This window comes from Microbacterium sp. Yaish 1 (genome assembly GCF_002245215.1).
Classification (GTDB): domain Bacteria; phylum Actinomycetota; class Actinomycetes; order Actinomycetales; family Microbacteriaceae; genus Microbacterium.
This window is the reverse complement of record NZ_NPMR01000002.1, coordinates 546,405-571,139: the sequence shown is the minus strand read 5'-3', so window position 1 is coordinate 571,139 and position 24,735 is coordinate 546,405. Positions and strand designations below refer to the sequence as shown.

The window sequence follows — 24,735 nt, the reverse complement described above, 5'->3', positions numbered from 1 at the left end:
TCCCGCATGAGCACTCCTCTCGATTCTCCCGACCAGGGCGGTCTCGCGACCCTCGACCGTGAGCTCGAAGAGCTCATCCGCGAGGAGACGATCGAGCCGGGCGACCACGAGCGGTTCTCGCATTACGTCAAGAAGGACAAGATCCTCGAGTCCGCCATCACGGGCAAGCCCGTACGCGCGCTGTGCGGCAAGAAGTGGACTCCCGGTCGTGACCCCGAGAAGTTCCCGGTCTGCCCCACGTGCAAGGAGATCTACGAGTCGATGACGCGCTGACGCGTCGTTGCTGGACTCGCGAAAACGCACCGTCCCGCCGAGAGTGCACCGTGAAGGGTGCGTTCTGAGCGGGACGGTGCGTTTTCGGTGAGCGGGGGCCGTGGCCTCAGTCGGCGTCGCGGTAGATCGTCGGGATCGCGGGCTCGGAGCGGCTGAGCGCCAGAGCACGGACCGGCATCTCCTCGATCACGCTCGCGTGGTGCGCTCGAGCGGCTCGAACCCCGGCAGCACCGACCCAGTCCGCGACGGCCCGGCCGTCGGCGAACAACGCCGTCTGCAGGGCGCGGGCGTCGGGATGCTCGGCGGGCGTGTCGAGCGGCTCGAACCCATCGGACACGACGACGATCTCCTCGACCGCGGTGCCGCCGTCGAGCGCCCGGAACGCCGTCTTGCGTCCGCCGTGCGACACCTTGTCTGCCGAGGCCTTCGCGACCGAGAGCCAGGACCCGTCGTCGTTCTGCCGCGCGACGAGCTTGTAGACCATGCCGGCGGTCGGCGTGCCCGATCCGGTGACGAGCGACGTTCCCACCCCGTAGGCGTCGACAGGGGATGCCGCCAGGGCCGCGATCGCGTACTCATCGAGGTCACTCGTGACCGTGATGCGCGTGCCCTGGGCGCCGAGTTCGTCGAGCTGCGCGCGGACGTCCGCTGCGACGGTCGGGAGGTCGCCCGAGTCGATCCGCACCCCGCCGAGGCCGGTGCCCGCGACCCGGATCGCCGTCGCGACGCCCTCGGTGATGTCGTAGGTGTCGATCAGGAGCGTCGTGTCGACGCCGAGCGCGTCGATCTGGCTGCGGAAGGCAGCCTCCTCGCTGTCGTGCAGCAGCGTCCAGGCGTGTGCAGCGGTACCCATGGTCGGGATGCCCCACGTGCGACCCGCCTCGAGGTTGCTCGTCGCCCCGAAGCCGGCGATGTGGGCGGCCCGAGCGGCCGCGACGGCGCTGCGTTCGTGGGCACGGCGCGACCCCATCTCGGCGAGCGGGCGATCCCCGGCGGCGATCGCCATGCGCGCCGCGGCCGTGGCAACGGCGGAGTCGTAGTTGAGGATGCTGAGCACGAGGGTCTCGAGGACGACCGCCTCGGCGAACGTCCCCTCGACGGTCAGGACCGGCGAACCGGGGAAGTAGAGCTCGCCTTCGCGGTATCCGGTGATGGTGCCCGTGAAGCGGTAGTCGGCGAGCCACGCGAGGGTCGTCTCATCGAGTCCCGCGTGCTCGCGCAGGAACGTCAGCTCCTCGTCGCCGAAGCGGAAGCTCTCGATCTCCTCGAGCAGCCGCCCGGTGCCCGCGACGACGCCGAACCGGCGTCCGCCGGGGAGCCGCCGGGCGAAGACCTCGAACACGCAGCGTCGATCGGCCGTGCCGTCGCGCAGGGCGGCCTGCAGCATCGTGATCTCGTAACGGTCGGTGAGCAGAGCGCTGGAGGCCATGACTGCCACTGTAGCGACGCGGCATTCCGCATCAGCGGCACGGGATGCCGTGGCGTCGACGCCAGGTAGGCTCGATGATCGTGAACGACGCGCCCATCGGAATCTTCGACTCGGGTGTCGGCGGGCTCACGGTGGCGCGGGCGATCTCGCAGCTGCTGCCGCGGGAGTCGCTGCTGTACATCGGCGACACCGCGCATTCGCCCTACGGGCCCAAGCCCATCGCCGACGTCCGGCGGTACGGGCTCGAGGTGCTCGACACCCTCGTCGACGAGGGCGTGAAGATGCTCGTGATCGCGTGCAACACCGCGTCCGCCGCCTTGCTCCGCGACGCGCGCGAGCGCTACGACGTGCCGGTGGTCGAGGTCATCAACCCCGCCGTGCGCGCAGCGATCTCCACCACCCGCAACGGGCGCATCGGCGTCATCGGGACGGTCGGCACCATCGCCTCCCGCGCCTACCAGGACATGCTCGAGGTCAACGAGCGGCTCGAGGTCTTCGCGGCATCCTGCCCCCGCTTCGTCGAGTTCGTCGAGGCGGGCATCACGCAGTCGCCCGAGGTGCTCGCGGTCGCCGAGGACTATCTCGCGCCCCTGCGCGAAGCGGGCGTCGACACCCTCGTGCTCGGCTGCACTCACTACCCGTTCCTCGAGGGTGCGATCAGTTACGTCATGGGCCCCGATGTCGCGCTGGTCTCGAGCGACTCCGAGACGGCGAAGGACGTGTACCGTCAGCTCGTCTCCCGCGGCCTGCTCGCGCACGACTCCGCCGTGCCGCGCCACGTCTACGAGGCCACGGGCGACTCCGGCGACGACTTCCTGGACCTCGCCGACCGGCTCATGGGCCGGGGCGTGCCGTCGGTGCGCATGGTCCAGACGGGGGCGATCGTGCTGCCGAAGCTCGCCCCGCCCGCATCCTGACCCTCATCCGCCGTCCGATCGGAGACACCCTCATGACCGATTCCCTGCGCGCCGACGGGCGCACCGCCGACCAGCTCCGCACCGTGACGATCGAGCGGGGCTGGAGCGCTCACGCCGAAGGGTCGGCTCTCGTGAGCTTCGGGGGCACGAAGGTGCTCTGCACGGCCTCGTTCACCAACGGCGTCCCGCGCTGGCTGACCGGCAAGGGCAAGGGGTGGGTCACGGCGGAGTACGCCATGCTCCCGCGGGCGACCAACAGCCGGAACGACCGCGAGTCGATCAAGGGCAAGGTCGGCGGTCGGACCCACGAGATCTCGCGTCTCATCGGTCGAGCGCTGCGCGCGGTCGTCGACACCAAGGCGCTGGGCGAGAACACGATCGTCATCGACTGCGACGTGCTGCAGGCCGACGGCGGAACCCGCACCGCCGCGATCACCGGGGCCTACGTCGCCCTGGCCGACGCGATCGAGTGGGGCCGGTCGCAGAAGTTCATCGCGCAGCGCTCGGCGCCGCTGGTGGACTCGGTGTCGGCGGTCTCGGTCGGGATCATCGACGGAACGCCGATGCTCGACCTCGCCTACGTCGAGGACGTACGGGCCGAGACCGACATGAACGTCGTCGTCACCGGCCGCGGGCTCTTCGTCGAGGTGCAGGGGACCGCCGAGGGTGCTCCCTTCGACAAGCGCGAGCTCGATGCCCTGCTCGAGCTCGGCGTGAACGGGTGCGCGCAGCTGCGCGACATCCAGGAGGCGACGCTGGCATGACCGGTCGTATCGTCCTCGCGACCCACAACCCGCACAAGGTCGAGGAGTTCCACGCGATCGTCGCCGCGGTCCGCCCCGACCTGGAGGTCATCGGGTACGACGGACCGGAACCGGTCGAGGACGGCGTCACCTTCACCGAGAACGCGTTGATCAAGGCCCGAGCCGCCGCGGCGCACACGGGGCTGCCGGCGCTCGCGGATGACTCGGGCATCTGCGTCGACGCGCTCGGGGGAGCCCCGGGTGCTTTCTCGGCCTACTGGGCGGGTCACCAGAAGGATGCCGCAGCCAACACGGCCCTGCTGCTCGATCAGCTCTCCGACATCGCCGACCCGCGCCGCACCGCACAGTTCGTCTCGGTCATCGCGCTCGTCGACGGCGGGACCGAGCACGTCGTCGAGGGCGTCTGGCCGGGCCGGCTGGCGACCGAGGCGGCCGGCGCGGGTGGTTTCGGATACGACCCGGTCTTCGTGCCCGACGGGCAGCCGGAGCCGGCTCGCACCGTCGCGGAGTGGTCGGCGGCGGAGAAGAACGCCGCATCGCACCGCGCGCGTGCCTTCGTCGCGCTCACCGAGCTGCTGCGCTCGCTCTGACTTGCCTCGCGTCGGCGCGTCGCGCGGCTCGCGTCCCGTCGACAGGCTGAGCGCCGCGGCACGCCTCAGTCGAGGCCGGAGGCCCTGCAGGAGCCTGTTCGCGGCACCTCTCAGCCCCCCTGCCGCCCGATGGCGGCCGCGCCCCTCGCGCCGGTGGGCGGGCCTGCGGCCGCCCGGACGATCGGCCGGCGACGGCAGCTGCGGCTTTGGGACATCGGTGCCGCCAACAGGCTGAGCGTGGCCGTCGGCCCGAAACGAGAGGGCCAGTCACGGTTCTGCCTGTCCGCGGCACGAGGATCGCGCTCAATCGCAACTGCTCGCAGCGCGGCGGCGAGGCGCCAGAGCACACGGTTCGCGTCGGAGCACGCCATTCGTGTCAGAGCGAGAGGTGTCGCGCACACCGTGCCGCGCGACCTGTGCGGTTCCGTCGACAGGCTGAGCCGGGTGCGGAGGGCGCGATGTGGCTCTGTCCAGCCGTTCAGCCTGTTGACGGCACCGCTGGGCCCTGCACCGCACGGCCCTGCACCGCACCGCACGGCCCGCAACGGCGACCGAGCCCGGACCGGCGACCAATCGCGGGCCAGGCGCCGTCCACCGGGGCGAGGCCGATCGGCGTCCCTAGCCCTCGTCTCGGCGGACGTCGCCGGGGGTCCGGTCCGGCCGCAGGCCGCGCCAGCGAGCGTGGCGCAGGATGCCGCCGGGCGTGAACTCGGCGAACTCGACCTCGCCGACGAGCTCGGGCCGAACCCACAGGGCGTCGGAGGCGTCGGCCGCAGGGATGCCGACGAACGGGTTCTCGCGCGAGCGGAGGGGGTCGAGGGCGGCGGTCAGCCGGGCGAGCTCGGCATCGGAGAATCCCGACCCGACGCGCCCGGCGTAGTGCAGCGCGCCGTCGTCGTCGGGGATGCCCAGCAGCAGCGACCCGATTCCGCCGCGGCGTGCTCCCTTGCCGGGCCTGATCGCTCCGACGACGACGTCCTGGGTGCGGGTGAGCTTGACCTTGAGCCATTCCTCCGATCGGACGCCGGCGCGGTAACGGGATGACGGGTCCTTCACGACGGCACCCTCGAGATCGAGCTCTCGAGCCACGGTCAGCGCGGCGTCGAGGTCATCGGTGACCGGTGGCACCGTGAGCGGCGGGTTCGCGTGCGCCGTCGCGGACTCGAGCAGTCGACGACGCTCGCGCAGGGGCAGGGCCATGACGTCTCGGTCGCCGTGCCGCAGCAGATCGAACACGAAGAGATCGGCGGGCGTGCGGTCGCGCTCCCGCGCGATGTCGCGAGCCTTCGTGAGGTGCATCCGGTTCTGCAGGAGCGGGAAGCTCGGACGTCCGGCCGCGTCGAGAGCGACGATCTCGCCGTCGAGCACGAGCGGGGTCTCGCCGAGTCCCAGATCGGCATCGTCTCCGGTGAGCTCGGGGTAGCGGGCCGTGATGTCGGTGCCGCTGCGGGCGTGCAACCGCATCCGCTCGCCGTCCCAATACGCGATCGCCCGAACGCCGTCCCACTTGAACTCGACCCACGACCCCCAGCGCTCCGCCGTTGCCCGGGCGGCTCCGGGCGACGATGAGACGGACAGCATGGGGGACACCGGACCGGCGGCGCTCGGGGACGCGCCCGTGTCGCCGTCAGGATGATCGGACGCCGCCGGCCGCGCGGATCCCGCCGGAGCGGAGCCGGCCGCCGGAGCCTCGGTCTTCATCCGGTGCAGAAGCCACTGCGACTTCTCACCCGACCCGCCGGTGCGGATGAGCACGAGGCGCGCGTCGGCCGCGGCTCCGCCGGTGGTGCCGCGGAGCGTAAAGATGATCTCGTCCTCGCGCCACTTCTCGAGGTCATAGACGCCGGTGTCCCAGATCGTCATGGTCCCCGCGCCGTACTCGCCGGCGGGGATCTCGCCGTGGAAGGTCAGGTACTCGAGGGGATGCGGCTCGGTCATCACGGCGAGATGGTTGCGGTCGGTGGTCTCGGGGATGCCGCGGGGCACGGCCCAGCTGACCAGCACCCCATCCCGCTCCAGACGTAGGTCGTAGTGCAGGCGTCGGGCGTGATGCTCCTGCACGACGAAGCGGGGCCTGCGCGGGGAGCCTGCATCCGGAACGGCCACCGGAGCACCCGACACGGCCTCGGGCATGGGCTCGGGCGTGCGGTCCGCGGACCGCTTCGCGAGGTAGGGCGCGAGCGGCGCCGTTCGCCGGGGCGCGAGGGGCGCCAGCAGATCGCCCAGGTCATGTGCGCGCTCGAGCATCTCGTCGAAGCGCAGGTGGCGGAGGCCCGGATCGTCCAGCTCGTCCCATGTCCGCGGCGCAGCGACGGTCGGCTCATCGCGGCCGCGCAGGGAGTAGGGGGCGATGGTGGTCTTCGAGCCGTTGTTCTGGCTCCAGTCGAGGAAGACCTTGCCTGTGCGGGCGCTGCGGGTCATCTGACTGATGACGAGATCGGGGTGGTCGGCCTCGAGGGCGCGAGCCAGCTCTCTCGCGAACGCCGAGGCCTGGTCGCTCGTCTGCGCGCCCGCGAGGGGAGCGTACAGATGGATGCCCTTGCTGCCGCTCGTCACGGGGAAGAGGTCCATTCCCATGTCCGAGAGGATGCTGCGCACCCACCGCGCCACCTCGGCGCACTCGGCCAGCCCGACGCCGGGGCCGGGATCGAGGTCGAGGACGAGCCGGTCGGGGGACCCGCGCTCGCCGGTATCGGTGAAGCGCCACTGCGGGACGTGCAGTTCGAGGCTCGCGACCTGTGCGAGGTAGACGAGCGAGGCGACCTCCTCGACGAGGGGGTAGTCCTTCGACCCGCTGGAGTGGTCGATCGGCATGCGGGGGAGCCACGCGGGGGCGCCCGGCTCGAGGGCCTTCGCGAAGAAATCGGGCTGCTCGACACCCTCGGGCCAGCGCTTGCGCGTCACCGGGCGCCGGTCGAGGTGGGGGAGCATCAGGGGCGCGATGCGCGAGAAGTAGTCGATCACCTCGCCCTTCGTGGTGCCCGTTCTCGGGTACAGCACCTTGTCGAGGTTCGACAGGCGCAGTCGGCGGCCGTCGACCTGTACCGTCTGCTCTCCTGCCATGCCGACAGGGTATTGCGCCACCCGCTGGCGTCGCCGAGGGGTTGCGGTGTGTACTTCGTGCATGAGATCGATCTGGAAAGGCGCCCTCACCTTCGGGCTCGTCAATGTGCCGGTGAAGGTCTACTCGGCGACCGAGGACCACGACGTGCCGCTGCACCAGGTGCACAACGCGGACGGCGGGCGCATCCGATACCAGCGCATCTGCGAGATCGACGGCGAGGTCGTGCCCTACGCCGACATCGATCGCGCCTACGACGACGGCGAGCAGACCGTCGTGCTCACGAAAGAGGATCTGGCGTCGTTGCCCTCCGAGCGCAGCCGCGAGATCGACGTCGTCGAGTTCGTACCGAGCGATCAGATCGATCTGCTCACGCTCGACAAGGCGTACTACCTCGAGCCCGACTCCTCGTCGCCGAAATCGTACGTCCTGCTCCGCAAGACCCTGGAGCAGACGGATCGGACCGCGATCGTGCGGTTCTCCCTGCGGCAGAAGACGCGGCTGGCCGCGCTGCGGGTGCGGGGCGATGTGCTCGTGCTGCAGACGCTGCTGTGGGCCGACGAGGTCCGTGAGGCGACGTTCCCGGCCCTCGATGAGTCGGTGCGCATCTCGGCGAAGGAGCTCGAGATGTCGGCATCCCTCGTCGAGAGCTTCTCGAGCGACTTCGACCCCGAGGCGTTCACGGACGAGTACCAGGAGGAACTGCGGACCCTCATCGACGCCAAGCTCGAAAAGGGCGACGCCCTCGACACCTCGGAGACCTTCGGCGAGAAGGCCGAGAAGGAAGGCGGCGAGGTCATCGATCTCATGGAAGCGCTGCGGGCGAGCGTCGAGCGCAGCCGTGCGGCGCGTGGCGGTGGCTCGAAGACATCAGACGACGACGCGGGACGGGGCGACACCAAGACTCCCGCGAAGAAGAGCGGCGGGAAGAGCGCAGCGGCGAAGAAGGACGCCGATGAGAAGGCGCCGGCGAAGAAAGCGCCCGCCAAGAAGACGGCCGAGAAGAAGACTCCCGCGAAGAAGAGCGCGAAGGCGTCCTGATCAGCTCCGCGGCGGCTCGTGACCGCCGTCGGCGTCGGCCGCCGGCGCCGCGGGGCGGTGCATGTGCGGGTGGCCGTGGCCGTGCTCGCGGAAGACCTCCGGGTCGAGGACGAGCTCGCGCGCCTCTTCGGCGTCGGTGTACTCGTCGGGTCCGGCGGCCATCTCCTTCTTGGCCTTCCGCTTCTCGGCGAAGTAATGCCACACGATGAAGAAGACCGTGCCGACGACGGCCGCGAGCAGGATGATGTCGATGTACTTCGCGACGAACTCGCCCACGCCGGGGATGAGGCTCACGAGGTAGCCGATGACGGTCAGACCGAACCCCCAGATCACCGCGCCGATGAGGTTGTAGAGCGAGTAGCGGTGCCAGGGCATCTTGCCGACGCCGGCGGCGACGGGCGCGAAGGTGCGCACGATGGGCACGAAGCGGGCGAGGATGACGGTGACGCCGCCGTATCGCTCGAAGAAGGCGTTCGTGCGCTCGACGTTGCGGCGACTGAACAGGCCCGATTCCTTGCGCTCGAAGACGGCGGGACCACCCTTGCGGCCGATGACGTAGCCCACCTCACCACCGAGGAAGGCTGACAGCCCGATCAGGAGACCGACGATCCAGACGTTGATCCCGAAGACCCCGTGCGGCGCATGCGTGACGGGGTTCGACAGCAGGCCCGCCATGATCAGCAGCGTGTCGCCGGGAAGCAGGAACCCGACGAGCAGTCCCGTCTCGGCGAAGATGATGAAGCACACCACGAGCAGAGCCCACGGGCCCGCCGCGCTGATGATGGTGGCGGGGTCGAGCCAGGGGATGAGGGCGATCTGATGCACGAGTTTCCCGTCGGGAGAGGATGACGCGAGGACGGGCGAACGCCCGATCCGTGCGGAAGGTGGGACTTGAACCCACACGCCGTGAGGCACAGGAACCTAAATCCTGCGTGTCTGCCAATTCCACCACTCCCGCGGACGGGTTCAGTCTAGGCGTCAGCGATAAGCGAATCCGTCCGGATAACCCCCGAATTCGCCGAGACGGCGAAGCGGCCACGGCGCGCATGGCCGCTCGGGCGCACCTATCGCGCGATAGAGCTCCCGAGTCCGGAGTTCGGGACGTTCGCTGTCGCGTCAGCGAGCCGCGGGGAGCCGCCGACGAACCAGTAACCGGCGCCGACGACGAGCCCGCCGCCGACGAGGTTCCCGGCGCCGACGAGCAGCAGGTTGAGGACGAAACCGCCGATCGTGGCCGACGGGTCGCCGGAGAGCAGGCCGATCGTGAACGTCGTCATGTTCGCCACGACGTGCTCGAAGCCGGAGGTGATGAACGCGAGGATCGCGGCGAACACGACGAGGATGCGGGCGGTCTCGCTGCTCAGCCGGACCGTCATCCAGATCGCGACGCAGACGAGGACGTTGCACAGGATGCCGCGGACGAACAGCTCGAGCGGCGACTCGTGGGCCTTCGCAGCGAGCATGTCGGAGATCATCGCGCCGGCCGCAGCGTTGCTGTGCAGTACTCCGGATGCGACGATCAGGGCCCCGAACACGATGGAGCCGACGAGGTTGGCGCCGAAGGTCCACATGATCGCCCCGGCAGCGCGCCCCGGTCGCACGGCCCCCATGAGCGCGGCCTGGGGGATCGTCATCATCGACGAGGTCACGAGCTCGCCTCCCGCGATGACGACGATCGTCAGCGCGACCCCGAACACGAGTCCCGACACGAGCTTGCCCCACCCCGAGCCTGCCGCGAAGAGGGGCCCGGCCGCGGTGACCATGAGGACGACCCCGACACCGATGTATGCGCCCGCGAGCATGCCCGCGACGGTGAAGCGAGCGGGGGAGTGCATCCCGTCGGCCTTGTGGCGGCCGTTGTCGGCTTGTACGCCGAGCGCTTCGGGGATCGTGAGCACAGGATCACCGTCCTTCCGCCGCCAGTGTGCGCTCGCGGCGCGGGCGGAGAGGCGGCGACGGGCCGGGGATAACCCGGGTCAGCGCGCGGCGAGAGCGCTGGGCGCGGAAACCTCGGCACGGACGAGGGCGGCGCCCGCCACCAGAGCGCTGATCTTGTCATACGCCACCGCGCGGGGCAACGGTGCCATGCCGCAGTTGGTGCTCGGGATCAGGTTGTCGGCGTCGACGAACTCGAGGGCGCGACGGAGCGTCTCGGCGACCTCGTCCGGCGTCTCGACCTCGTGGCTTGCGACGTCGATGGCGCCGAGCATCACCTTCTTGCCACTGATGAGCTCGATCAGCTCGACCGGAACATGCGAATGATGGCTCTCGAGCGAGATGGCGTCGATGCTCGAGCGCTGCAGCAGGGGGAAGGACTCCTCGTACTGCCGCCACTCCGGCCCGAGCGTCGCCTTCCACTCGTTGTTGGCCGCGATGCCGTAGCCGTAGCAGATGTGCACCACGGTCTCGGCGCGCAGACCTTCGGCAGCCCGCTCGAGCGCGGCGATGCCCCAGTCCTTCATCTCCTCGAAGAACACGTTGAATGCGGGCTCGTCGAACTGGATGATGTCGACGCCGGCGGCCTCGAGCTCTCGGGCCTCCTGATTGAGGATCGTCGCGAACTCCCACGCGAGCTTCTCGCGGCTCCCGTAGTGGCGATCGGCCAGCGTGTCGATCATGGTCATGGGGCCCGGGAGCGCCCACTTGATCGGCCGGTCGGTCTGCGTCCGGAGGAACGCCGCGTCGTCGACGAAGACCGGGCGCTTGCGGTTCACGGCACCGACCACGGTCGGCACGCTCGCGTCGTAGCGGTCGCGGATGCGTACGGTCTCGCGCCGTTCGAAGTCGACGCCGTCGAGGTGCTCGATGAAGGTGGTGACGAAGTGCTGGCGCGTCTGCTCTCCGTCGCTGATGATGTCGAGCCCGCGGCGTTCCTGCTCGTGAACCGCAGCGCGCAGAGCGTCGCGCTTCCCCTCGACGAGCACATCGCCGGAGAGCTCCCACGGTGACCACAGAACTTCGGGTTTGGCGAGCCAGGAGGGCTTAGGCAGGCTGCCGACGGTCGAGGTGGGCAGAAGGGTGTGCGACACGGATCGTCCTTCGGGTCAGCGGGTCAGCGGGTCAGCGGGTCGGCGCGGTCTGGGCGGTCGGGGCGGCGTAGCGGGCGGCCCAGCGGCTGAGCACCTGCCGGTGGGGCGTCACGAAGTGCTCCTCGGCGTATCTGCCCTGCGTCGTGGCGAGCTGGCTGCGCTCGACCCGGTCGTAGGTGATGTCGGTCCGCACGAAGTCGTCGCGCTTGAGGGTGGGGCGGTAGACCTCGCCGGCAGGCTCGGTCGCGTTGTAGATCTCGGGCCGGTAGATCTTCTGGAAGGTCTCCATCGTGCTGATGGTGCCGATCAGCTGCAGATCGGTGTAATCGGCGAGCAGGTCGCCGCGGTGGTAGAACGCCAGCGGCGCGACGCTTCCGCGCGGCATGAAGTACCGCACCTGCAGCCCCATCTTCGCGAAGTACTCGTCCGTCAGCGAGAACGAGTCCTGCTCGTACTCGACGCCGAGGACCGGATGCCGGTTGCCGTTGCGCCGGTAGGTCCGGCTCGTCGACACGCTGATGGACACGACGGGCGACTGGGGGAACCTCTCGCGGTAGGCGTCGGACTCGAGGAAGTGCTGGAAGAGCTTCCCGTGGAGGTCGCCGAACCCGTCCGGCACCGTGAACTCGCCCGGCGTCTGCTGCGCCGACGGCAACAGGATGCTGAAGTCGTAGTCCCGCAGGTACGACGAGAAGTTGTTGCCGACGATGCCGTGGTGGCGCTCGCCGGTCCGTCGGTCGACGATATGGATGTCGAGCACCTCGAGGAGCGGGAACTCACGGTCCTCCGCAGCATCCGCGGTAGCATCCTCCGGGCCAGCGTCGAACCGCAGGTTCGCCGAGACGATGTCGAGTTCGGCTGTGTAGCGGTCGCCGTCCGGGTTGTCGGTGCGGGCGAGGTCGTTCAGGCGAGCGTCGATCATCGCGAGCGCGCTGCGGAGGTTCTCTCGGCGGCGCTCGCCGCGGGCGAGGTTGGCGAAGTTCGTGGTGATGCGCGACGAGTCAGAGGGGGTGTAGTCCTCGTCGAAGCGCGTCGTCGAGATGCGGAACGCGAAGTCGTTCGCCATGAGCAGCCAATCGAGCGGAGCTCCGGGGAGCCGTGCGGAAGATGATGGCTCCATCGTGCGGGCCGGCGGCGGTCATCGGGTAATTCCCCCTCACTATCCGGTGCCATAGTCTGGAGCTATGGCCGTGCGTCGAAGCGGGATCACCCTGCAGCAGCTGCAGTACTTCATCGAGGTCGCCGCCGAGGGCTCGATCTCCGCGGCATCCGATCTGCTCTACGTCGCCCAGCCCACGATGTCGGCGGCGATGAAAGACCTCGAGGCGCGGGTCGGCCGCGATCTGCTGGTGCGGTCGGCCCGAGGCGTGACACTCACCACTGACGGCGTGGAGTTCCTGGGATACGCCCGTCAGGTCGTCGAGCAGGCCGAGCTGCTCGAGCAGCGCTACCTCGGGCGGCCGCCGTCGCGGCGGCTGCTCGGCGTCTCGACGCAGCACTACTCGTTCGCCGTCGACGCGTTCGTGCGGATGGTCAGGAGCACCGGGGCGCCCGAATACGAGTTCTCGCTGCGCGAGACCCGGACGTGGGACATCATCGAAGACGTCCGGACGCTGCGCAGCGAGCTCGGCATCCTGTTCCGCAACGACTTCAACCGGAACGTCATCGACAAGCTGCTGCGGGATTCGGGGCTCGCGTTCCACCCGCTGTTCGTCGCCCAGCCGCACATCTTCGTCGCGCGTCGCAACCCGCTCGCCTCGCGATCCCGAGCGACGCTGGATGACCTCGTCGACCTGCCGCGGCTGACGTTCGACCAGGGCGCGAACAATTCGTTCTACTTCGCCGAGGAGATCCTCTCGACGCTGTCGAGCAAGCAGGAGATCCGGGTGTCGGATCGCGCGACGATCTTCAACCTCATGATCGGCCTCGACGGCTACACGATCTCGACGGGCATCATCAGCGACGACCTCGACCCCGAGATCGTCGCGGTGCCGCTCGACGTCGACGAGCGCATCGAGATCGGCTGGATCGGCCGCACGGCCGTTCCGCTCACCGAGCAGGCGCAGCGCTATCTCGCGGAAGTGCGCGCTGTCGTCGCGGGGTTCGGCATCGACCTGCTCGGCTGAGCCCACGTCGTCGCCGCGGACCGTGTGCGGTGGCCGCGGCGACGACGCGCCGCCTACCGGGAGGTTCGCGCGAAGGCGACCGACGCCAACGCCGCGGCCTGGTCGCCCAGCACCGAATCGTCGAACACCACGCGGGGGGAGTGGTTCCACTCGACGGTGCTCAGGTCGGTTCCCTCGGGCGACGTCATGAGCGCGATGAAGGTTCCGGGAACGTCTGCCAGCACGAATGCGAAGTCCTCGGAGCCCATCATCGGGGAGGGCATCACCATGACGCGCCGCTCGCCGAACGTCCGGCGCAGCTCGGCGAGTGTCGCCTCGGTCTCGGCGACGTCGTTCACGGTCACGGGGTACATGGTCTCGAAGCGGATGTCGGCGGTGAGACCGTGCGCCGAGGCGACCCCGTCGACGACCCGCGGCAGTCCGGTCTGCAGAATCGCCAGCGAAGCCGGTGACATGTTCCGCACGGTCGCGGCGATCTCGACCTTCTCAGGGATGACGTTGACGGCACCGTCTCCCGTCGACAGGCGGGTGACGGACAGCACCACGGGGTCGAAGGCGTCGAAGCTGCGCGTCACGAAGCTCTGGAGAGCGAGCACGATCTCGGCGGCAGCCGGCACCGGGTCGAGCGTCTGGTGCGGCTGCGAGCCGTGCCCGCCGCGACCGTTGACGGTGACGAAGAGCTGGTTCGAGCCGGCCGCCACGGCGCCCGTCCTGGTTGCGAACACGCCTCGCGGCCCCGGGGCGACGTGGATCGCATAGGCGGCGACGGGGCGCTCGCCCGCGGCATCCAGCAGCCCCTCGTCGATCATGACCTTGGCGCCGCCGTGGCCCTCCTCGCCGGGCTGGAACATGAAGACGACCGACCCGTGAAGTTGGTCGCGGCGAGCCGAGAGCAGCTTGGCCGCCCCGACGAGGCCTGCCGTGTGCAGGTCGTGGCCGCAGGCGTGCATGCTGCCGTTCGTCGCGGCGTAGTCGAGCCCCGTGGCCTCGTCGATCGGCAACGCGTCCATGTCGCCGCGCAGCAGCACAGCCGGCCCGGGCAGGGCACCGCGGAGGACGGCGACGATCGACGTCGTCGCTGTTCCCGTCGTGATCTCGAGCGGCAGCCCCTCGAGGGCGTCGAGCACGCGCCGCTGTGTGCGGGGCAGGTCGAGCCCGAGCTCGGGGTCGGCGTGGAGCGCCCGGCGCAGTGCGACGAGATCGGGAAGGATCGCGGCCGCATCGGCGGTGAAGTCGGGGGTGTGCATGTCAGCCTTTCGTTGCGATGTCGGCGGCGCGCGGAATGCGCAGGGAAGCGAGCGCTACGGCGGCGAGGAGGAAGGCGCCCGCGCAGATGCTCCAGATCGTGATGTAGCCCTGGATGGACGAGTGCAGTGCGCCCGAGCTCGTGAAGCCCGCCAGGACGACGGCGAACGCGGCGCCCGCGGTCGAACCGCCGAGCGTGCGGAGGGAGTTGTAGACACCGGTCGCGATGCCCGTCGAATCGCTCGGTGCGATCTCGGCGACGAGGGCCGGAAGCGCGCCCAGGAGCAGTCCCATGCCGATGCCGTTGATGGCTGAGACGAGGAAGATCTGCCAGAGGTGGTCGTGGAAGGCGATCTGGATCAGCGAGCCGGATGCGGCGGCGAGAGCCCCCGTGACGAGGACGGCGCGGATCCCGACGCGGCGCGCGATCGGTGCGAAGGTCGCGGCACCGACGGTGGCGAGGATGGTGACGACCGCGGTGACGGCCGAGGCCGTGCTGGCCGACGCGGCGAATCCGTAGCCGGTCTGCGCGGGGTCGGCGGTGAGGAAGGTCGTCGTCGGCGATTGCGCCCCGAACATGACCATGCCGAAGAGGAAGGCGGTGAGATACACCGGCCCCAGTTTCGGCGACACCACGAGCCGGATGTCGATCGCGGGAGACGGCGCCCGCAGCTCCCAGAGCACCCAGAGGACGAACACGATGACGGCGGCACCGAGCGTTGCGACCGTCGCAAGCGACGCGAACCCGGCGGTCGATGCGAGGCGGAGCCCGAACAGGAGGAGGACCATGGCCAGGCCGATGCCGACGAAGCCGGGGACGTCGATCCTCACCTGCGTGCGCGTCGTCGATTCGGGCACCTTGAAGAAGACGGCGTATGCGCTCACCACCACGAAGACGACGGGCACGAGGAGCGTGAGGGTGAGGCTCGGCAGCACGGCGGAGAACAGGCCGGCGGCGAGGGTGCCGAGGATCGCTCCACCGGTCAGGCACGATACGAGCAGACCGATCGAGGTACGAGCCGTCTCGCCCTTGATGCGGTTGTGGACGAGCGCGATCTCGAGAGGCAGCCAGACGGCGAGCGGACCGACGAGGATGCGGGCGGCGAGCACGATCGGGTAGCTCGGCAGGAACGCTGTGACGACGGTGCCGATGAGGACCGCGACGACCGCGATGCGCAGCATCCGGCGGTGTCCGAAGATGTCGCCGAGTCGCGACAGGAGGGGGACGCACACGGCGGCGGCGAGCGTCTGAACCGTGAGGAACCAGGTGATGTCGGCGTCGGAGACCTGCAGGTGACCGGCGATCTCGCCGAGCAGCGGGGCGTAGAACCCCTGGACGAAACCGCTGGCGAGCTCGCAGAAGACGAGGAAGCCGACGACGGCGCGGACGCTGACCTTCGGCAGGGACTGGGTGAGGGGCGGGGATTCAGGGGACATCGGGAACCTGTTCATCGGCGTCGGGCAGTCGACGGGGAGGGTGTGTCACGAGGGCGTCGATGATGTCGACGTAGTGGCGCTCATCGATGTGGATGCGCTTGACGGACTGCCGGTACAGGGTGAGCCCGGCGATCGTGTCGAGGAGGATGTCGTGGTCGACGTCCTCGGGGAGGTCGCCCCGGGCGATGGCGCGATCGATGATCTCGATGCCCTGTTGGCGGCGGTGCTGGAAGAAGGTGTCCCACAGCAGGGTGAAGACGTCGGGCTCGAACATCGCACGGAGTCCGTTGCGCTGTTCGGGGGAGAGCACCTGGTTGCGCTGGTTCTGCAGGGCATGCTCGAGCAGGTCGGCGCGCACGTCGCCGTGGTCGGGCATGGCGCCGACCTCGACCTGCGACAGCAGCACGGCGGCGACGAGCGCTCCCTTGTCGGAGTAGCGACGGTAGATCGCCGTCTTCCCGCAACCGACGGCCCTGGCGACCTGTTCGACGCTGAGCTGCTGGTACCCGTGCGTGCCGAGGAGTTCGGCGGCGGTGACGAGGATGCGGCGGGTCAGGTCCTCGTCTGTGGGGCGGCCCGGCTTCTCGGTCTGCGGCGTCATGACGACAACGATACGAAACGGTGTGTTTCGTTAGTGTTACGGATTGTTCACGATTCCGGTGGGCCTTGGCGGCCGAGCCTTACGCGGTCGTCTACTCTGCGTGACATCCCCCTTCGCGTCGGACCTGGAGGAGGTGCGGCGGGATGCAGATCATCACCGCGGGGCTGCTGGTGGCGTGGGCGTTGGCTGTCGTCATCGCCAGCACCCTCGGCGTACGCGGTAGATGCGAGACGACGTCGATCAACGGAATGCGGCGGCGTCGAGCGGATGAGTCCGACGCCGCCTGGCGAGCCGGTCTTCAGGCGCTCTATCCGTGGGTGCTGACGTCGGCCGCGCTGCTGCTTCTCTTGGCGCTTGCGGTCCTCTTGTCGCCACCCAGTGCTTCGTATCTACTGCTCCTGCTCGGCCTCGCCTTTGTCCTCGGAAGCGTCTACGTAGGTATCGGGGCCCTGAATCGGGCGGTGCGACGGCAGCAGAAGGCGGAAAGTGCCGAGCGTGGCCTTGGTGCGCCGCCGAAAAAGCGATAAGGCTAGATTGACCTGACAGTTCACGGAGCGGGTGCTGCGGCCACCCGGCCCCTACGTCCCGCTGGCTAGCGTGAACATGCCAAGGGTGCAGAGCGCGAATACATTTTGCGGAGGGGTCATGCTGAAGAAAATCGTCGTCGTCGCGATTGCGTCATTGCTAACGGTGGGAGGTCTGGTCGGGTGCGTCCGTCCCGCAACACAGGCGCACGGGGCAGAGCGCTTGGCGGACTCTTTCGAGGCGATGTACGCGAGCTGGCTCGAGGATCCTGAACTGACGGAGAGGGATGTCGAGATCCTCACCGAGGCCCAAGCGACGGGCCGGGTGACACACGTCCAGTACGAGGACTCCCTCGAGCGGCTCGTTGACTGTATGGCGGACGCAGGCTACGACCTCGACCTCACGACATACCCCTCGGGGATCGTGAACGTGCAGCCCCCCGCTGCCGTGGCCGATCCGGACAGGATGATGGCGGTGAAGCACGGTTGCGAACGGGCGACATCGATCCACGTGATCATGGGATACGAGATGCAGCAAGCGAATCCCGATCTCTACGCCGACCCGTCACTGCGGGCGTTCACCTGTTTGCGAGACGGTGATCTCATCGCCGCCTCGGGCACCGTCGAGGACGTTCATCGGTTCATGTTCGCGTCGATGCGAGGTGATTTCCCGTTCGATTCCGACGACCTCGGTGTGGAAGCCTGCTTCTACGGTGCGGGCATGTCCTACGACACGGGATCAGCCGCGGGCTGACGCCCACCGAACGTCGGTCGACGCGTTCACTTTCTCCTGCGCAGCGCGAGATAAGCCGTCGAGTATGCCGCCGTCGCCCACGCGGCCACGACGATAGTGTTCACCACCTGGCTCTCGCCGGTCCGAAAAGTCGCTTCGCGGATGATGTCTGCCATCGGCGTGAACGGAAGGAACTGGTGGAGCGTGACGGCCCACTCGGGGAGGCGCTCGGCGGGGTAGGTGATCGGTGAGAACAGCAAGCCTCCGATCATGATGACCTGCGTCACGAGAGACGTCGCACCCAGCGGCAACCAGAGCGCGATCGCGTAGCCGATGCTCACCGCGGTGAATTGCGCAGCGAGGATCGCGGCCACGGCGAGCAGGTCGATGTGGATGTCGAGCCCGAAGCGCAGGAACGCGGCGAGCATTCCGACTGCGATCCCGGGCAACGCGGCGAAGCTCCAGACGACGGCGTCAGCGAGGAGGATCGCGGAGCGCGGAACCGGAAGGGTTCTCTGATAATCGAGCAGGCCCTCCTGCTTCGAGGTGCTCATGATCTGCGGGGCGAGCACGCACCCGACGGCAATGATTCCCAGCGTCCAGGCACCTGAGGAGAGATAGCGGGCCGCCTCGGCGCCGATGTTCGGGATCATCAGCGCGAGGCCGTAAACGATCGCGATGGCGAACAGGGCTTGCACCACGGTGAAAGCCGGCAAGAGGTATCTGTGCCGAGTCAGGCTCCACCGGACGAGACCCCACCAGCTGCCGAGCCACGCGCGCCGCCGTGGCACGGTGATCTTCGGGGTCGTGAGAACGTCAACGGCCATGGGTGATCCCTTCGTAGAGGGTTTCGAGCGATGCCGGCGCGAGCGCATAGGTGTCGGCGGCGCCGGCATCGACGAGATGGAGCACCCATTCGATCGCGGCGGGTATCTGCGCCGGTTCGAGGTCGAGTGTGAGCTGCCCGTCGTCGTCGACCACGTGCGCTGCGGCCGGGGGAGTTGTCGTGAGCTCGGCACCGGGATGGAGAGAAACGCTGAGGGTGGCGGTGCGCGCCTGTTGACGCAGTTGGGTCGGCGTGCTGTCGATGAGGACGGAGCCGTTCTGGAGCAACACGTACCGGTCGGCGGCGCGCTGGACTTCGACCAGGTTGTGCGTGACTACCACGACGGTATGTCCGGCATCGGCGAGCCGGCGCAGATGCCGCCAGATCAGCGGGCGCCGGACCGGGTCGACGTCATTCGTGGGTTCATCGATCAGCAGCACGGGCGGGGGTGCGATCACAGCCATGGCGAGGGACGTCAGCCGACGCAGGCCGCCGGAGAGCTTCTCACCGCCGGTGTTCTTCCAGGGCTCGACGTCGAGCGAATCGATCAAGCCGAGCGCGGCGGTCTTGGCGTCTGATCCAGAGAGGCCCCTCAATCGGGCGATCGACGTTATCGCCTGCCACGGTGTCACGCCGGTCAGCGGTGCGTGCATCTGCGGCATCATCGACGCGACCCGGCGCGCGATGTTCGGTGACGCAACGAGAGAGACTGCTCCGTAACGAATGTCCCCGGAGGTGGGTTTCACAACCCCGATGATCTGATTGAGGAGCGTGGTCTTCCCTGCCCCGTTGTGGCCGACCAACGCGACGAGCTCACCCGGGCGGAAGGTCAGACTGACCGTCTGATTCGCGGCCGTGCTCCCGCGTTTGTAGGTCTTGGTGATCTGCTCCAGCGAGAGGTTCTCAGCCTCGGACGTCGCGCGCGTCATATTCAGATACTGGCAGTATTTGAGGCCCGAATCAACGGCTCCAGGGTTGCGAAGTCGGCTGGTCCGGATGTTCTAGGATTCGACGCATGACACGGATGACCCGCGATGAGCAGCGGCAGCGCAACAGGACTCTGCTGCTCGAAGCGGCAGAGCGCATCTTCGCCGCGCGCGGGGTTGCGGGCGCCTCTCTCGACGACGTGGCGTTGGAAGCCGGGCTGACGAAGGGTGCGGTCTACTCCAACTTTCGCGACAAGGGCGAACTGATCTTGGAGGTCATCCGATACCGGCAGGCGCTTTCGCCGGAGGCGCAGGACTTTCGTGCCATCCTCGATCGGGCGACCGATGACGATGAACGACTCGAAGCGTGGTGCGACATCTGGATCCACACCGCGAGAAGCGGCGACCGCGGGAGCTACGCGCGGCTGCTCTTCGACTTCATCCCGTATGCGCTGCGGGACGACCGACTCACGGCTGGGCTGCTCGAGTTCATCTCGCCGTCCGACGACATCCTGGCCGATGCGTCCCCGATCCCGACTGACAGCAGGTTCGCGCGAATTCCTCCTGCCGATCAGTTCCGCATCTTGACGGCCCTCGACTTGGGCTTGTCTGCGCTCGCCCTTTTCGATCCGGAGAATGTGAGCCCCGAGCTGTACAAGACGGCAGTGCTGTCGCTCGCGCGGACGCTCCACGAGGTGCGAGATCGGGCAGAGTAGCGCTCACTCGCCGCCGACGCCTTGAGTACGCGTGCGAGCCCTGTGGAAAGTCGCGACCGGCTGATCAGATAGCGACCACGATGCTGCGGGTGAGCATTTCCCTCTCGTCCGCATCCGGTTCCGAGCCGCCTGACCTGCCTCCCGAGACGCGTATCGCGTGCCGTCTGCGCGATCGGCTGCGGTCGGAGGGCATCGACCCCGCTGAGCGTCCGGACGAGGTCGAGCGCGTCGCGGTCGCGGAAGTGCAGCGGCACAATGACTTCGCTCTGGCGCGGGGGCTCGCAGCGGTCGACGACGAGGTCTCAGCAGTGCGCCGCGTCCTGGCATCGGTTGCCGGGTACGGACCCTTGCAGGCGCTGCTGGATGATCCGAGTGTCGAGGAGCTGTGGATCAACGCTCCCGACCGGATCTTCGTCGCGCGCGGCGGCCGGAGCGAAAGGATCGCGCTGACCCTGACCGAGGGGGAGGTACGCGACCTGGTCGAGCGGATGCTGCACGCGAGTGGTCGCCGCGTCGACTTGAGTCAGCCCTTCGCCGATGCCTCGCTTCCGGACGGCTCGCGGCTTCACGTCGTCATCCCCGACATCACCCGCCACTGGTCGATCAACGTCCGCAAGTTCCTGCGCAGGTTCCGCACCCTCGACGACTTGGTCACCGTCGGTTCGGTGACGCCCGACGCTGCCGACATCCTCCGCACCGCGATCGCGGGCGGACGGAACATCATCGTTTCCGGGGCGACCCACGCGGGGAAGACCACGATGCTCAGCGCGCTGATGGCAGCAAGTCCCTCCGAGCAACGGGTCGTCACCGTCGAGGAGACGTTCGAGCTCGCCGTCGACCTCCCCGATGTCGTCGCCCTGCAGGCCCGTCAGCCGAGCCTCGAGGGCGGCGGCGAAGTGACGCTGCGGCGTCTGGTCAAAGAAGCTCTGCGAATGCGGCCAGACCGTCTCGTCGTGGGTGAGGTGCGCGACGCGGAAGCGCTCGACCTGATCCTCGCACTCAACACCGGCGTCCCCGCGGCCGCGACCGTTCACGCCAACTCCGCCGCGGACGCGCTGCGGAAGCTCTCGGCCCTTCCCCTCCTGGCGGGCCGCAACATCGACGTCGGCTTCGTGCGGGATGCTCTCGCGGCGTCCGTCGATCTCGTGGTGCACTGCGAGCTGCTGTCGTCGGGCCGGCGGCGTATCGCAGAGATCGTGTCGCCGACCGGTGCAGTGGTCGACGAGGTGATCGCGACGCGCTCGGTTTTCCGGAGCGGCGCGTGATCCTGCTCTGGGGCGCGACGCTCGGCGCGGGTCTCCTCCTGATAGCGGCGCCCTGGCTCGCGCCCCGGGCAGCGACGACCCCGGCGACATCCGGTCCGACCCGGCGCTTCGGTCGCGTCCTCCTCGAATCCGCCGGTTTCGCGCACGCACCGGTGAGCGGGCTCGCCGCCACATCGGTCGGGGCCGCTATGCTCGCCGCCGCGACTGCATGGCTCGTGACATCGCTGCCTGTGGCGCCCATCGTCGCCGGGGGCGCGGGTGCACTGCTGCCCGGGGCCTGGCTTCGATCCCGCGCGCGGAGACTGCGGAGAGCTCGCCGAGGGCTCTGGCCCGATGTCTGCGACCTCCTCGTCGCATCCGTTCGAGCCGGGATGCCTCTCGGCGAGGCGGTCGCGTCGATAGGGGAGAACGGGCCTCCGCCTCTGCGGCCCGCGTTCCGAGGATTCGCGCGAGATCTCGCCGCCTCCGGTCACTTCGACAGCAGCGCCGTGCGCCTGCAGGCTATGCTCGCCGATCCTGCGGCCGACCGCATCGTGGAGACGCTGCGGATGGCACGTCAGGTGGGTGGGACCGAGCTTGTCCCGGTGCTGAGGGCGCTCTCGACCTCCGTCCGCGCCGATGCGGCCCTTCGCGCGGAGGTGGAGGCGCGCCAATCGTGGATCCGAGGCGCGGCCGTGCTCGGACTGGTCGCGCCCTGGGTGGTGCTGACGCTCCTGGCTCTCAGACCGGAAGGTGCACGCGCGTATGCCTCGGGTGAGGGAGCGATCCTCATCGTGGCCGGAGCAGCGGTGTCCTTCGTCGCGTACCGGCTCATGCTGCGGATCGGCCGGCTCCCCGAACCGCGGAGGTGGGTGCGATGACGGCCGCCTCCGACCTCGCCCTCGCGATCATCTGGGGGAGCGTTCTCGCCGCCGGGGTTCTCCTCACCGTCGCAGGGATGCCGCGATGGGCGGCACCTCCGCTCGAACGCCGCATCGCGCCGTACCTGCGCGACATCGCCGACCCGATGGGCCTGACCCCGCTGCACCCGGGATCCTCCTGGCAGAGCGGGCTCCGCGCCTGGAGCTCGCGGCTGGGCGCGCGACTCGGCAGATCGGACGTGGTGCGACGCCGGCTTCTGCGGGCCGGATGGTCCGTCTCGCCCGAGACGTTCCGCCTGCGGCAATTGTTCGCCGGCGTCGGGGGCCTCGTGGCGGGAACCGCGATCACGATTGCCGTGGCCGTGCGCGGCGATGCGAACGGCGCGACGCTGCTGCTGCCGATCGTCTTCGCCGGCGTCGGAGTGCTCGCGGCCCACATGGTGCTCGTGCAGGCCGCGGAGAACCGGATGCGGCGGGTGCGGGAAGAGGTGCCGACGGTGCTGGAGTTTCTCGCCCTCTGTCTTTCTGCGGGAGAGAGCCTCAACGATGCGCTGCGCCGGGTCAGCGACGTGGGAGCCGGAGAACTGACCCGTCACCTGCGTGCGGCCGTCCTTGCGGCCGGCACCGGGTCGAGCCTGACCGATGCCCTGCGAGACATGGCGCGCTCACTCGACGTGGCGAGCGTCGACCGTGCGGTCGACCAGCTCGTCGGAGCCATCGAGCGCGGTGCGCCGTTGGCGCAGGTCCTGCAGACCCAGGCCGCCGATGCGCGAGAGGACGCGAAGCGGGTTCTGATCGAGCAGGCCGGGCGCAAGGAGATCCTCATGCTGCTTCCCCTGGTCTTCCTCGTGCTGCCTCTCTCGGTGCTGTTCGCGGTGTTCCCCGGCATCGTGATGCTGCGCCTGGGCCTGTGAGTGAAACGGAGACGAAGAAGGGATGACACGATGAGAAGAACCGCAGAGAGTATGCGCGGCCTGATGAGCGCGCTCCGGGATGACGAGCAAGGCGACGTTCCCGGCTGGGTGCTCGTCACCTTGATGACGGCCGGGCTCGTCGTCGTCATCTGGGCGCTCGCCGGTCCCGCGCTGTCGAACCTGTTCGAGCAAGCCATCGCACGCGTCTCCGGCCTCTGACATGGCGTTCACTCTCGACGACCGAGGCTCGAGTCCGGCGGAGTTCGTGATGGTCGGAGCGCTGCTGACCCTGCTGACTCTGGGGGTCATGCAGCTCGCTCTCGCCGTCTACGTCCGAGAGGTCGCGCACGACGCGGCGGTCGAAGGAGCGTATGACGCCGCGCTCGCCGATGTGACCGACGGGGAGGGCGCCGCGCGCGCACGGGAGATCGTCGACCGGACGCTCGGCCCGGCATTCGTGCAGGACGTCCAGACACAGCGCACGGCCGTCAATGACGCGGCGATGGTGCAGGTGAGGATGCGGCTCACCCTGCCGCTCGTCGGATTGATGGGCATCCCGGCCGCGTGGGAGGTGACCGCGCATGCGCCTGCGGACGACGGGGAGTGAGCAGCACCGTGCTGACGACGGATCGGCGTCGCTCGAGTTCCTGACCGCAGGGCTCATCCTGCTCGTCCCCGTCGTGTACCTGATCGTCTCCCTCGGTATCGTGCAGTCCCACACCTTCGCTGCGCAGGCGGCGGCGCGGCACGTGGCTCGCGCGATCGCGACAGCGACGGATGTCGCCCAGGCCGACGCCCGCGCCGACGACATCACGCGGGCGATCGCCGCCGAGTACGGGATAACGGCGGACGATCTCGCGCTCGCCGTCTCGTGCGATGGCGTCGGTTCGTGCCCGCGGCCGGGGGCGATGTTCCGCGTCACGGCGGAGACCGAGGCGGTGCTGCCGCTCGTGCCTCCCGTGCTCGGCCTCGATCGGCTCGCTCGGGTCCCGATCGAGGCGAGCGCGGTGCACCGGATGCCGCGGCTGTGGGGCGCGCCATGACGAGACATCATCGGCTGGGCGACGAGGGGAGCGTGCTGCCCCTCGCCCTCGGCTACGCTCTGCTCGCCATCGTGCTCGTCCTCGTCAGCGCGGACGCGATGAGCCTGTATCTCGCCCACAAGCGGGCGGACACCGTCGCGGATGCCGCGGCCCTGGCCGCATCCGACGGGTTCGAGTTCTCCGTCGAACAGGGCTCGCCGCGCGCGCTACTCGACCCGGCTGATGTCCGTGACCTCGCCGCCGAGGTCGTCGCGGCATCCGGTGACGTGACGCTGGTCGACGCTGCTACTCCCGACGGCGTGTCCGCTCGCGTCACCGTGGCGACCGTGTGGCACCCTCCGGTGTCATCGCTGTTCGTGCCCGACGGTGTGCGGGTCGAGGCGACCGCGACGAGCCGGACCGTGCTGCGTTGAGT

Annotated in this window: 27 protein-coding genes and 1 tRNA gene; 16 read left to right on the top strand and 12 right to left on the bottom strand. The window is 69.0% G+C overall.

All coding sequences use genetic code 11. The features are described from left to right. Nucleotides 1-6: 6 nt before the first annotated feature. Entirely contained in the window at nucleotides 7-273 is a 267-nt protein-coding gene (locus CI089_RS11820; RefSeq protein ID WP_023951164.1) for a DUF3039 domain-containing protein, read from the top strand. A 106-nt stretch (nucleotides 274-379) separates the two neighbouring features. Here CI089_RS11820 and CI089_RS11815 read toward each other — a convergent pair whose 3' ends face one another. Further along, nucleotides 380-1,711 (bottom strand): nicotinate phosphoribosyltransferase, encoded by a 1,332-nt coding sequence (locus CI089_RS11815; RefSeq protein ID WP_256977897.1) that lies wholly within the window; start codon nucleotides 1,709-1,711, stop codon nucleotides 380-382. Nucleotides 1,712-1,782: 71 nt separating this feature from the next. Here CI089_RS11815 and murI point away from each other — a divergent pair, with 71 nt between their 5' ends. Genes murI through rdgB form a run of 3 tightly spaced genes read left to right on the top strand, consistent with a single transcriptional unit; the run spans nucleotide 1,783 to nucleotide 3,973 of the window. Then, nucleotides 1,783-2,619, top strand: a complete 837-nt coding sequence (gene murI, locus CI089_RS11810; RefSeq protein ID WP_036304919.1) for a glutamate racemase — start codon at nucleotides 1,783-1,785, stop codon at nucleotides 2,617-2,619. A gap of 32 nt (nucleotides 2,620-2,651) precedes the next feature. Then, nucleotides 2,652-3,383 (top strand): ribonuclease PH, encoded by a 732-nt coding sequence (gene rph, locus CI089_RS11805; protein WP_094261739.1) that lies wholly within the window; start codon nucleotides 2,652-2,654, stop codon nucleotides 3,381-3,383. Continuing rightward, on the top strand, nucleotides 3,380-3,973 hold the full coding sequence (gene rdgB / locus CI089_RS11800) for an RdgB/HAM1 family non-canonical purine NTP pyrophosphatase (RefSeq protein ID WP_094261738.1): 594 nt from the start codon (nucleotides 3,380-3,382) through the stop codon (nucleotides 3,971-3,973). The genes rph and rdgB overlap by 4 nt, the downstream gene beginning before the upstream one ends. A 618-nt stretch (nucleotides 3,974-4,591) precedes the next feature. Here rdgB and CI089_RS11795 read toward each other — a convergent pair. Next, nucleotides 4,592-7,036, bottom strand: coding sequence for an ATP-dependent DNA ligase (locus CI089_RS11795; protein WP_094262473.1), 2,445 nt, complete (start codon nucleotides 7,034-7,036; stop codon nucleotides 4,592-4,594). Between the two features lie 61 nt (nucleotides 7,037-7,097). Here CI089_RS11795 and ku point away from each other — a divergent pair, with 61 nt between their 5' ends. After that, complete coding sequence (gene ku / locus CI089_RS11790; RefSeq protein WP_094261737.1) at nucleotides 7,098-8,075, top strand: non-homologous end joining protein Ku; 978 nt, start codon at nucleotides 7,098-7,100, stop codon at nucleotides 8,073-8,075. On the opposite strand, the gene CI089_RS11785 is transcribed toward ku, so the two are convergent. The 5 genes from CI089_RS11785 to CI089_RS11765 form a co-directional block, all read right to left on the bottom strand. Beyond that, the gene (locus tag CI089_RS11785; RefSeq protein WP_094261736.1) at nucleotides 8,076-8,900 is read right to left on the bottom strand and encodes a DedA family protein; all 825 of its coding nucleotides are present in this window, start codon (nucleotides 8,898-8,900) and stop codon (nucleotides 8,076-8,078) included. It abuts the gene before it with no gap. A 51-nt stretch (nucleotides 8,901-8,951) separates the two neighbouring features. Next, nucleotides 8,952-9,033, bottom strand: a tRNA-Leu gene (locus tag CI089_RS11780). 106 nt (nucleotides 9,034-9,139) lie between these two features. Continuing rightward, nucleotides 9,140-9,973 carry a formate/nitrite transporter family protein gene (locus CI089_RS11775; RefSeq protein WP_094261735.1) on the bottom strand — a complete coding sequence of 278 codons (834 nt, stop codon included), beginning with the start codon at nucleotides 9,971-9,973 and terminating at the stop codon, nucleotides 9,140-9,142. Between the two features lie 78 nt (nucleotides 9,974-10,051). Next, nucleotides 10,052-11,104 carry a methionine synthase gene (locus tag CI089_RS11770; protein WP_094261734.1) on the bottom strand — a complete coding sequence of 351 codons (1,053 nt, stop codon included), beginning with the start codon at nucleotides 11,102-11,104 and terminating at the stop codon, nucleotides 10,052-10,054. 31 nt (nucleotides 11,105-11,135) lie between these two features. Beyond that, a complete protein-coding gene (locus tag CI089_RS11765) occupies nucleotides 11,136-12,170 on the bottom strand; it encodes a putative oxygenase MesX (RefSeq protein ID WP_094261733.1) in 1,035 nt (344 codons plus the stop codon). Between the two features lie 118 nt (nucleotides 12,171-12,288). Between CI089_RS11765 and CI089_RS11760 the strand changes: the two genes are divergently transcribed. Further along, nucleotides 12,289-13,230: a LysR family transcriptional regulator gene (locus tag CI089_RS11760; protein ID WP_094261732.1), complete on the top strand. Its 942-nt coding sequence runs from the start codon at nucleotides 12,289-12,291 to the stop codon at nucleotides 13,228-13,230. A gap of 53 nt (nucleotides 13,231-13,283) precedes the next feature. Here the strand turns inward: CI089_RS11760 and CI089_RS11755 are convergent, their stop codons facing one another. The 3 genes from CI089_RS11755 to CI089_RS11745 are packed head-to-tail and all read right to left on the bottom strand — an operon-like array spanning nucleotide 13,284 to nucleotide 16,513. Beyond that, nucleotides 13,284-14,477, bottom strand: coding sequence for a M20 metallopeptidase family protein (locus tag CI089_RS11755; protein ID WP_094261731.1), 1,194 nt, complete (start codon nucleotides 14,475-14,477; stop codon nucleotides 13,284-13,286). A gap of 1 nt (nucleotide 14,478) precedes the next feature. Beyond that, entirely contained in the window at nucleotides 14,479-15,912 is a 1,434-nt protein-coding gene (locus CI089_RS11750) for an MFS transporter (protein WP_179223321.1), read from the bottom strand. Further along, entirely contained in the window at nucleotides 15,902-16,513 is a 612-nt protein-coding gene (locus CI089_RS11745) for a TetR/AcrR family transcriptional regulator (RefSeq protein ID WP_094261729.1), read from the bottom strand. Before CI089_RS11745 ends, CI089_RS11750 begins: the two co-directional genes overlap by 11 nt. A gap of 143 nt (nucleotides 16,514-16,656) precedes the next feature. On the opposite strand from CI089_RS11745, the gene CI089_RS11740 reads away from it, so the two are divergent. Continuing rightward, entirely contained in the window at nucleotides 16,657-17,040 is a 384-nt protein-coding gene (locus CI089_RS11740) for a hypothetical protein (RefSeq protein ID WP_094261728.1), read from the top strand. A gap of 118 nt (nucleotides 17,041-17,158) precedes the next feature. After that, nucleotides 17,159-17,791, top strand: a complete 633-nt coding sequence (locus CI089_RS11735) for a hypothetical protein (protein ID WP_094261727.1) — start codon at nucleotides 17,159-17,161, stop codon at nucleotides 17,789-17,791. 26 nt (nucleotides 17,792-17,817) lie between these two features. On the opposite strand, the gene CI089_RS11730 is transcribed toward CI089_RS11735, so the two are convergent. Next, a complete protein-coding gene (locus CI089_RS11730) occupies nucleotides 17,818-18,597 on the bottom strand; it encodes an ABC transporter permease (protein ID WP_094261726.1) in 780 nt (259 codons plus the stop codon). Continuing rightward, nucleotides 18,587-19,525, bottom strand: coding sequence for an ABC transporter ATP-binding protein (locus CI089_RS11725; protein WP_218823039.1), 939 nt, complete (start codon nucleotides 19,523-19,525; stop codon nucleotides 18,587-18,589). Before CI089_RS11725 ends, CI089_RS11730 begins: the two co-directional genes overlap by 11 nt. Nucleotides 19,526-19,611: 86 nt before the next feature. On the opposite strand from CI089_RS11725, the gene CI089_RS11720 reads away from it, so the two are divergent. The 8 genes from CI089_RS11720 to CI089_RS11690 all read left to right on the top strand — a co-directional run bounded on the left by CI089_RS11720 (nucleotide 19,612) and on the right by CI089_RS11690 (nucleotide 24,733). After that, entirely contained in the window at nucleotides 19,612-20,238 is a 627-nt protein-coding gene (locus CI089_RS11720; RefSeq protein ID WP_094261725.1) for a TetR/AcrR family transcriptional regulator, read from the top strand. An 89-nt stretch (nucleotides 20,239-20,327) separates the two neighbouring features. After that, nucleotides 20,328-21,503, top strand: coding sequence for a CpaF family protein (locus tag CI089_RS11715; protein WP_373441599.1), 1,176 nt, complete (start codon nucleotides 20,328-20,330; stop codon nucleotides 21,501-21,503). 188 nt (nucleotides 21,504-21,691) lie between these two features. Continuing rightward, entirely contained in the window at nucleotides 21,692-22,363 is a 672-nt protein-coding gene (locus tag CI089_RS11710) for a type II secretion system F family protein (protein WP_256978075.1), read from the top strand. Beyond that, nucleotides 22,360-23,277, top strand: a complete 918-nt coding sequence (locus tag CI089_RS11705; RefSeq protein WP_094262472.1) for a type II secretion system F family protein — start codon at nucleotides 22,360-22,362, stop codon at nucleotides 23,275-23,277. The genes CI089_RS11710 and CI089_RS11705 overlap by 4 nt, the downstream gene beginning before the upstream one ends. A gap of 30 nt (nucleotides 23,278-23,307) precedes the next feature. Next, complete coding sequence (locus CI089_RS16275; protein WP_143738994.1) at nucleotides 23,308-23,496, top strand: hypothetical protein; 189 nt, start codon at nucleotides 23,308-23,310, stop codon at nucleotides 23,494-23,496. A 1-nt stretch (nucleotide 23,497) separates the two neighbouring features. Further along, complete coding sequence (locus CI089_RS11700; protein ID WP_094261722.1) at nucleotides 23,498-23,884, top strand: TadE/TadG family type IV pilus assembly protein; 387 nt, start codon at nucleotides 23,498-23,500, stop codon at nucleotides 23,882-23,884. Beyond that, a complete protein-coding gene (locus CI089_RS11695; protein WP_094261721.1) occupies nucleotides 23,859-24,320 on the top strand; it encodes a hypothetical protein in 462 nt (153 codons plus the stop codon). The genes CI089_RS11700 and CI089_RS11695 overlap by 26 nt, the downstream gene beginning before the upstream one ends. Continuing rightward, complete coding sequence (locus tag CI089_RS11690) at nucleotides 24,317-24,733, top strand: pilus assembly protein TadG-related protein (RefSeq protein ID WP_094262471.1); 417 nt, start codon at nucleotides 24,317-24,319, stop codon at nucleotides 24,731-24,733. Before CI089_RS11695 ends, CI089_RS11690 begins: the two co-directional genes overlap by 4 nt. The last annotated feature ends 2 nt before the right edge of the window (nucleotides 24,734-24,735 follow it).

Excerpts from the sequence above, each read along its gene's own strand:
- CI089_RS11820 (WP_023951164.1), top strand. The coding sequence starts at position 7 with ATGAGCACTCCTCTCGATTCTCCCGACCAGGGCGGTCTCGCGACCCTC.
- rph (WP_094261739.1), top strand. The coding sequence starts at position 2,652 with ATGACCGATTCCCTGCGCGCCGACGGGCGCACCGCCGACCAGCTCCGC.
- rdgB (WP_094261738.1), top strand. The coding sequence starts at position 3,380 with ATGACCGGTCGTATCGTCCTCGCGACCCACAACCCGCACAAGGTCGAG.
- CI089_RS11795 (WP_094262473.1), bottom strand. The coding sequence starts at position 7,036 with ATGGCAGGAGAGCAGACGGTACAGGTCGACGGCCGCCGACTGCGCCTG.
- ku (WP_094261737.1), top strand. The coding sequence starts at position 7,098 with ATGAGATCGATCTGGAAAGGCGCCCTCACCTTCGGGCTCGTCAATGTG.
- CI089_RS11765 (WP_094261733.1), bottom strand. The coding sequence starts at position 12,170 with ATGGCGAACGACTTCGCGTTCCGCATCTCGACGACGCGCTTCGACGAG.
- CI089_RS11760 (WP_094261732.1), top strand. The coding sequence starts at position 12,289 with ATGGCCGTGCGTCGAAGCGGGATCACCCTGCAGCAGCTGCAGTACTTC.
- CI089_RS11755 (WP_094261731.1), bottom strand. The coding sequence starts at position 14,477 with ATGCACACCCCCGACTTCACCGCCGATGCGGCCGCGATCCTTCCCGAT.
- CI089_RS11750 (WP_179223321.1), bottom strand. The coding sequence starts at position 15,912 with ATGTCCCCTGAATCCCCGCCCCTCACCCAGTCCCTGCCGAAGGTCAGC.
- CI089_RS11745 (WP_094261729.1), bottom strand. The coding sequence starts at position 16,513 with ATGACGCCGCAGACCGAGAAGCCGGGCCGCCCCACAGACGAGGACCTG.
- CI089_RS11740 (WP_094261728.1), top strand. The coding sequence starts at position 16,657 with ATGCAGATCATCACCGCGGGGCTGCTGGTGGCGTGGGCGTTGGCTGTC.
- CI089_RS11735 (WP_094261727.1), top strand. The coding sequence starts at position 17,159 with ATGCTGAAGAAAATCGTCGTCGTCGCGATTGCGTCATTGCTAACGGTG.
- CI089_RS11730 (WP_094261726.1), bottom strand. The coding sequence starts at position 18,597 with ATGGCCGTTGACGTTCTCACGACCCCGAAGATCACCGTGCCACGGCGG.
- CI089_RS11725 (WP_218823039.1), bottom strand. The coding sequence starts at position 19,525 with ATGACGCGCGCGACGTCCGAGGCTGAGAACCTCTCGCTGGAGCAGATC.
- CI089_RS11720 (WP_094261725.1), top strand. The coding sequence starts at position 19,612 with ATGACACGGATGACCCGCGATGAGCAGCGGCAGCGCAACAGGACTCTG.
- CI089_RS11710 (WP_256978075.1), top strand. The coding sequence starts at position 21,692 with ATGCTCGCCGCCGCGACTGCATGGCTCGTGACATCGCTGCCTGTGGCG.
- CI089_RS11705 (WP_094262472.1), top strand. The coding sequence starts at position 22,360 with ATGACGGCCGCCTCCGACCTCGCCCTCGCGATCATCTGGGGGAGCGTT.
- CI089_RS16275 (WP_143738994.1), top strand. The coding sequence starts at position 23,308 with ATGAGAAGAACCGCAGAGAGTATGCGCGGCCTGATGAGCGCGCTCCGG.
- CI089_RS11700 (WP_094261722.1), top strand. The coding sequence starts at position 23,498 with ATGGCGTTCACTCTCGACGACCGAGGCTCGAGTCCGGCGGAGTTCGTG.
- CI089_RS11695 (WP_094261721.1), top strand. The coding sequence starts at position 23,859 with ATGCGCCTGCGGACGACGGGGAGTGAGCAGCACCGTGCTGACGACGGA.
- CI089_RS11690 (WP_094262471.1), top strand. The coding sequence starts at position 24,317 with ATGACGAGACATCATCGGCTGGGCGACGAGGGGAGCGTGCTGCCCCTC.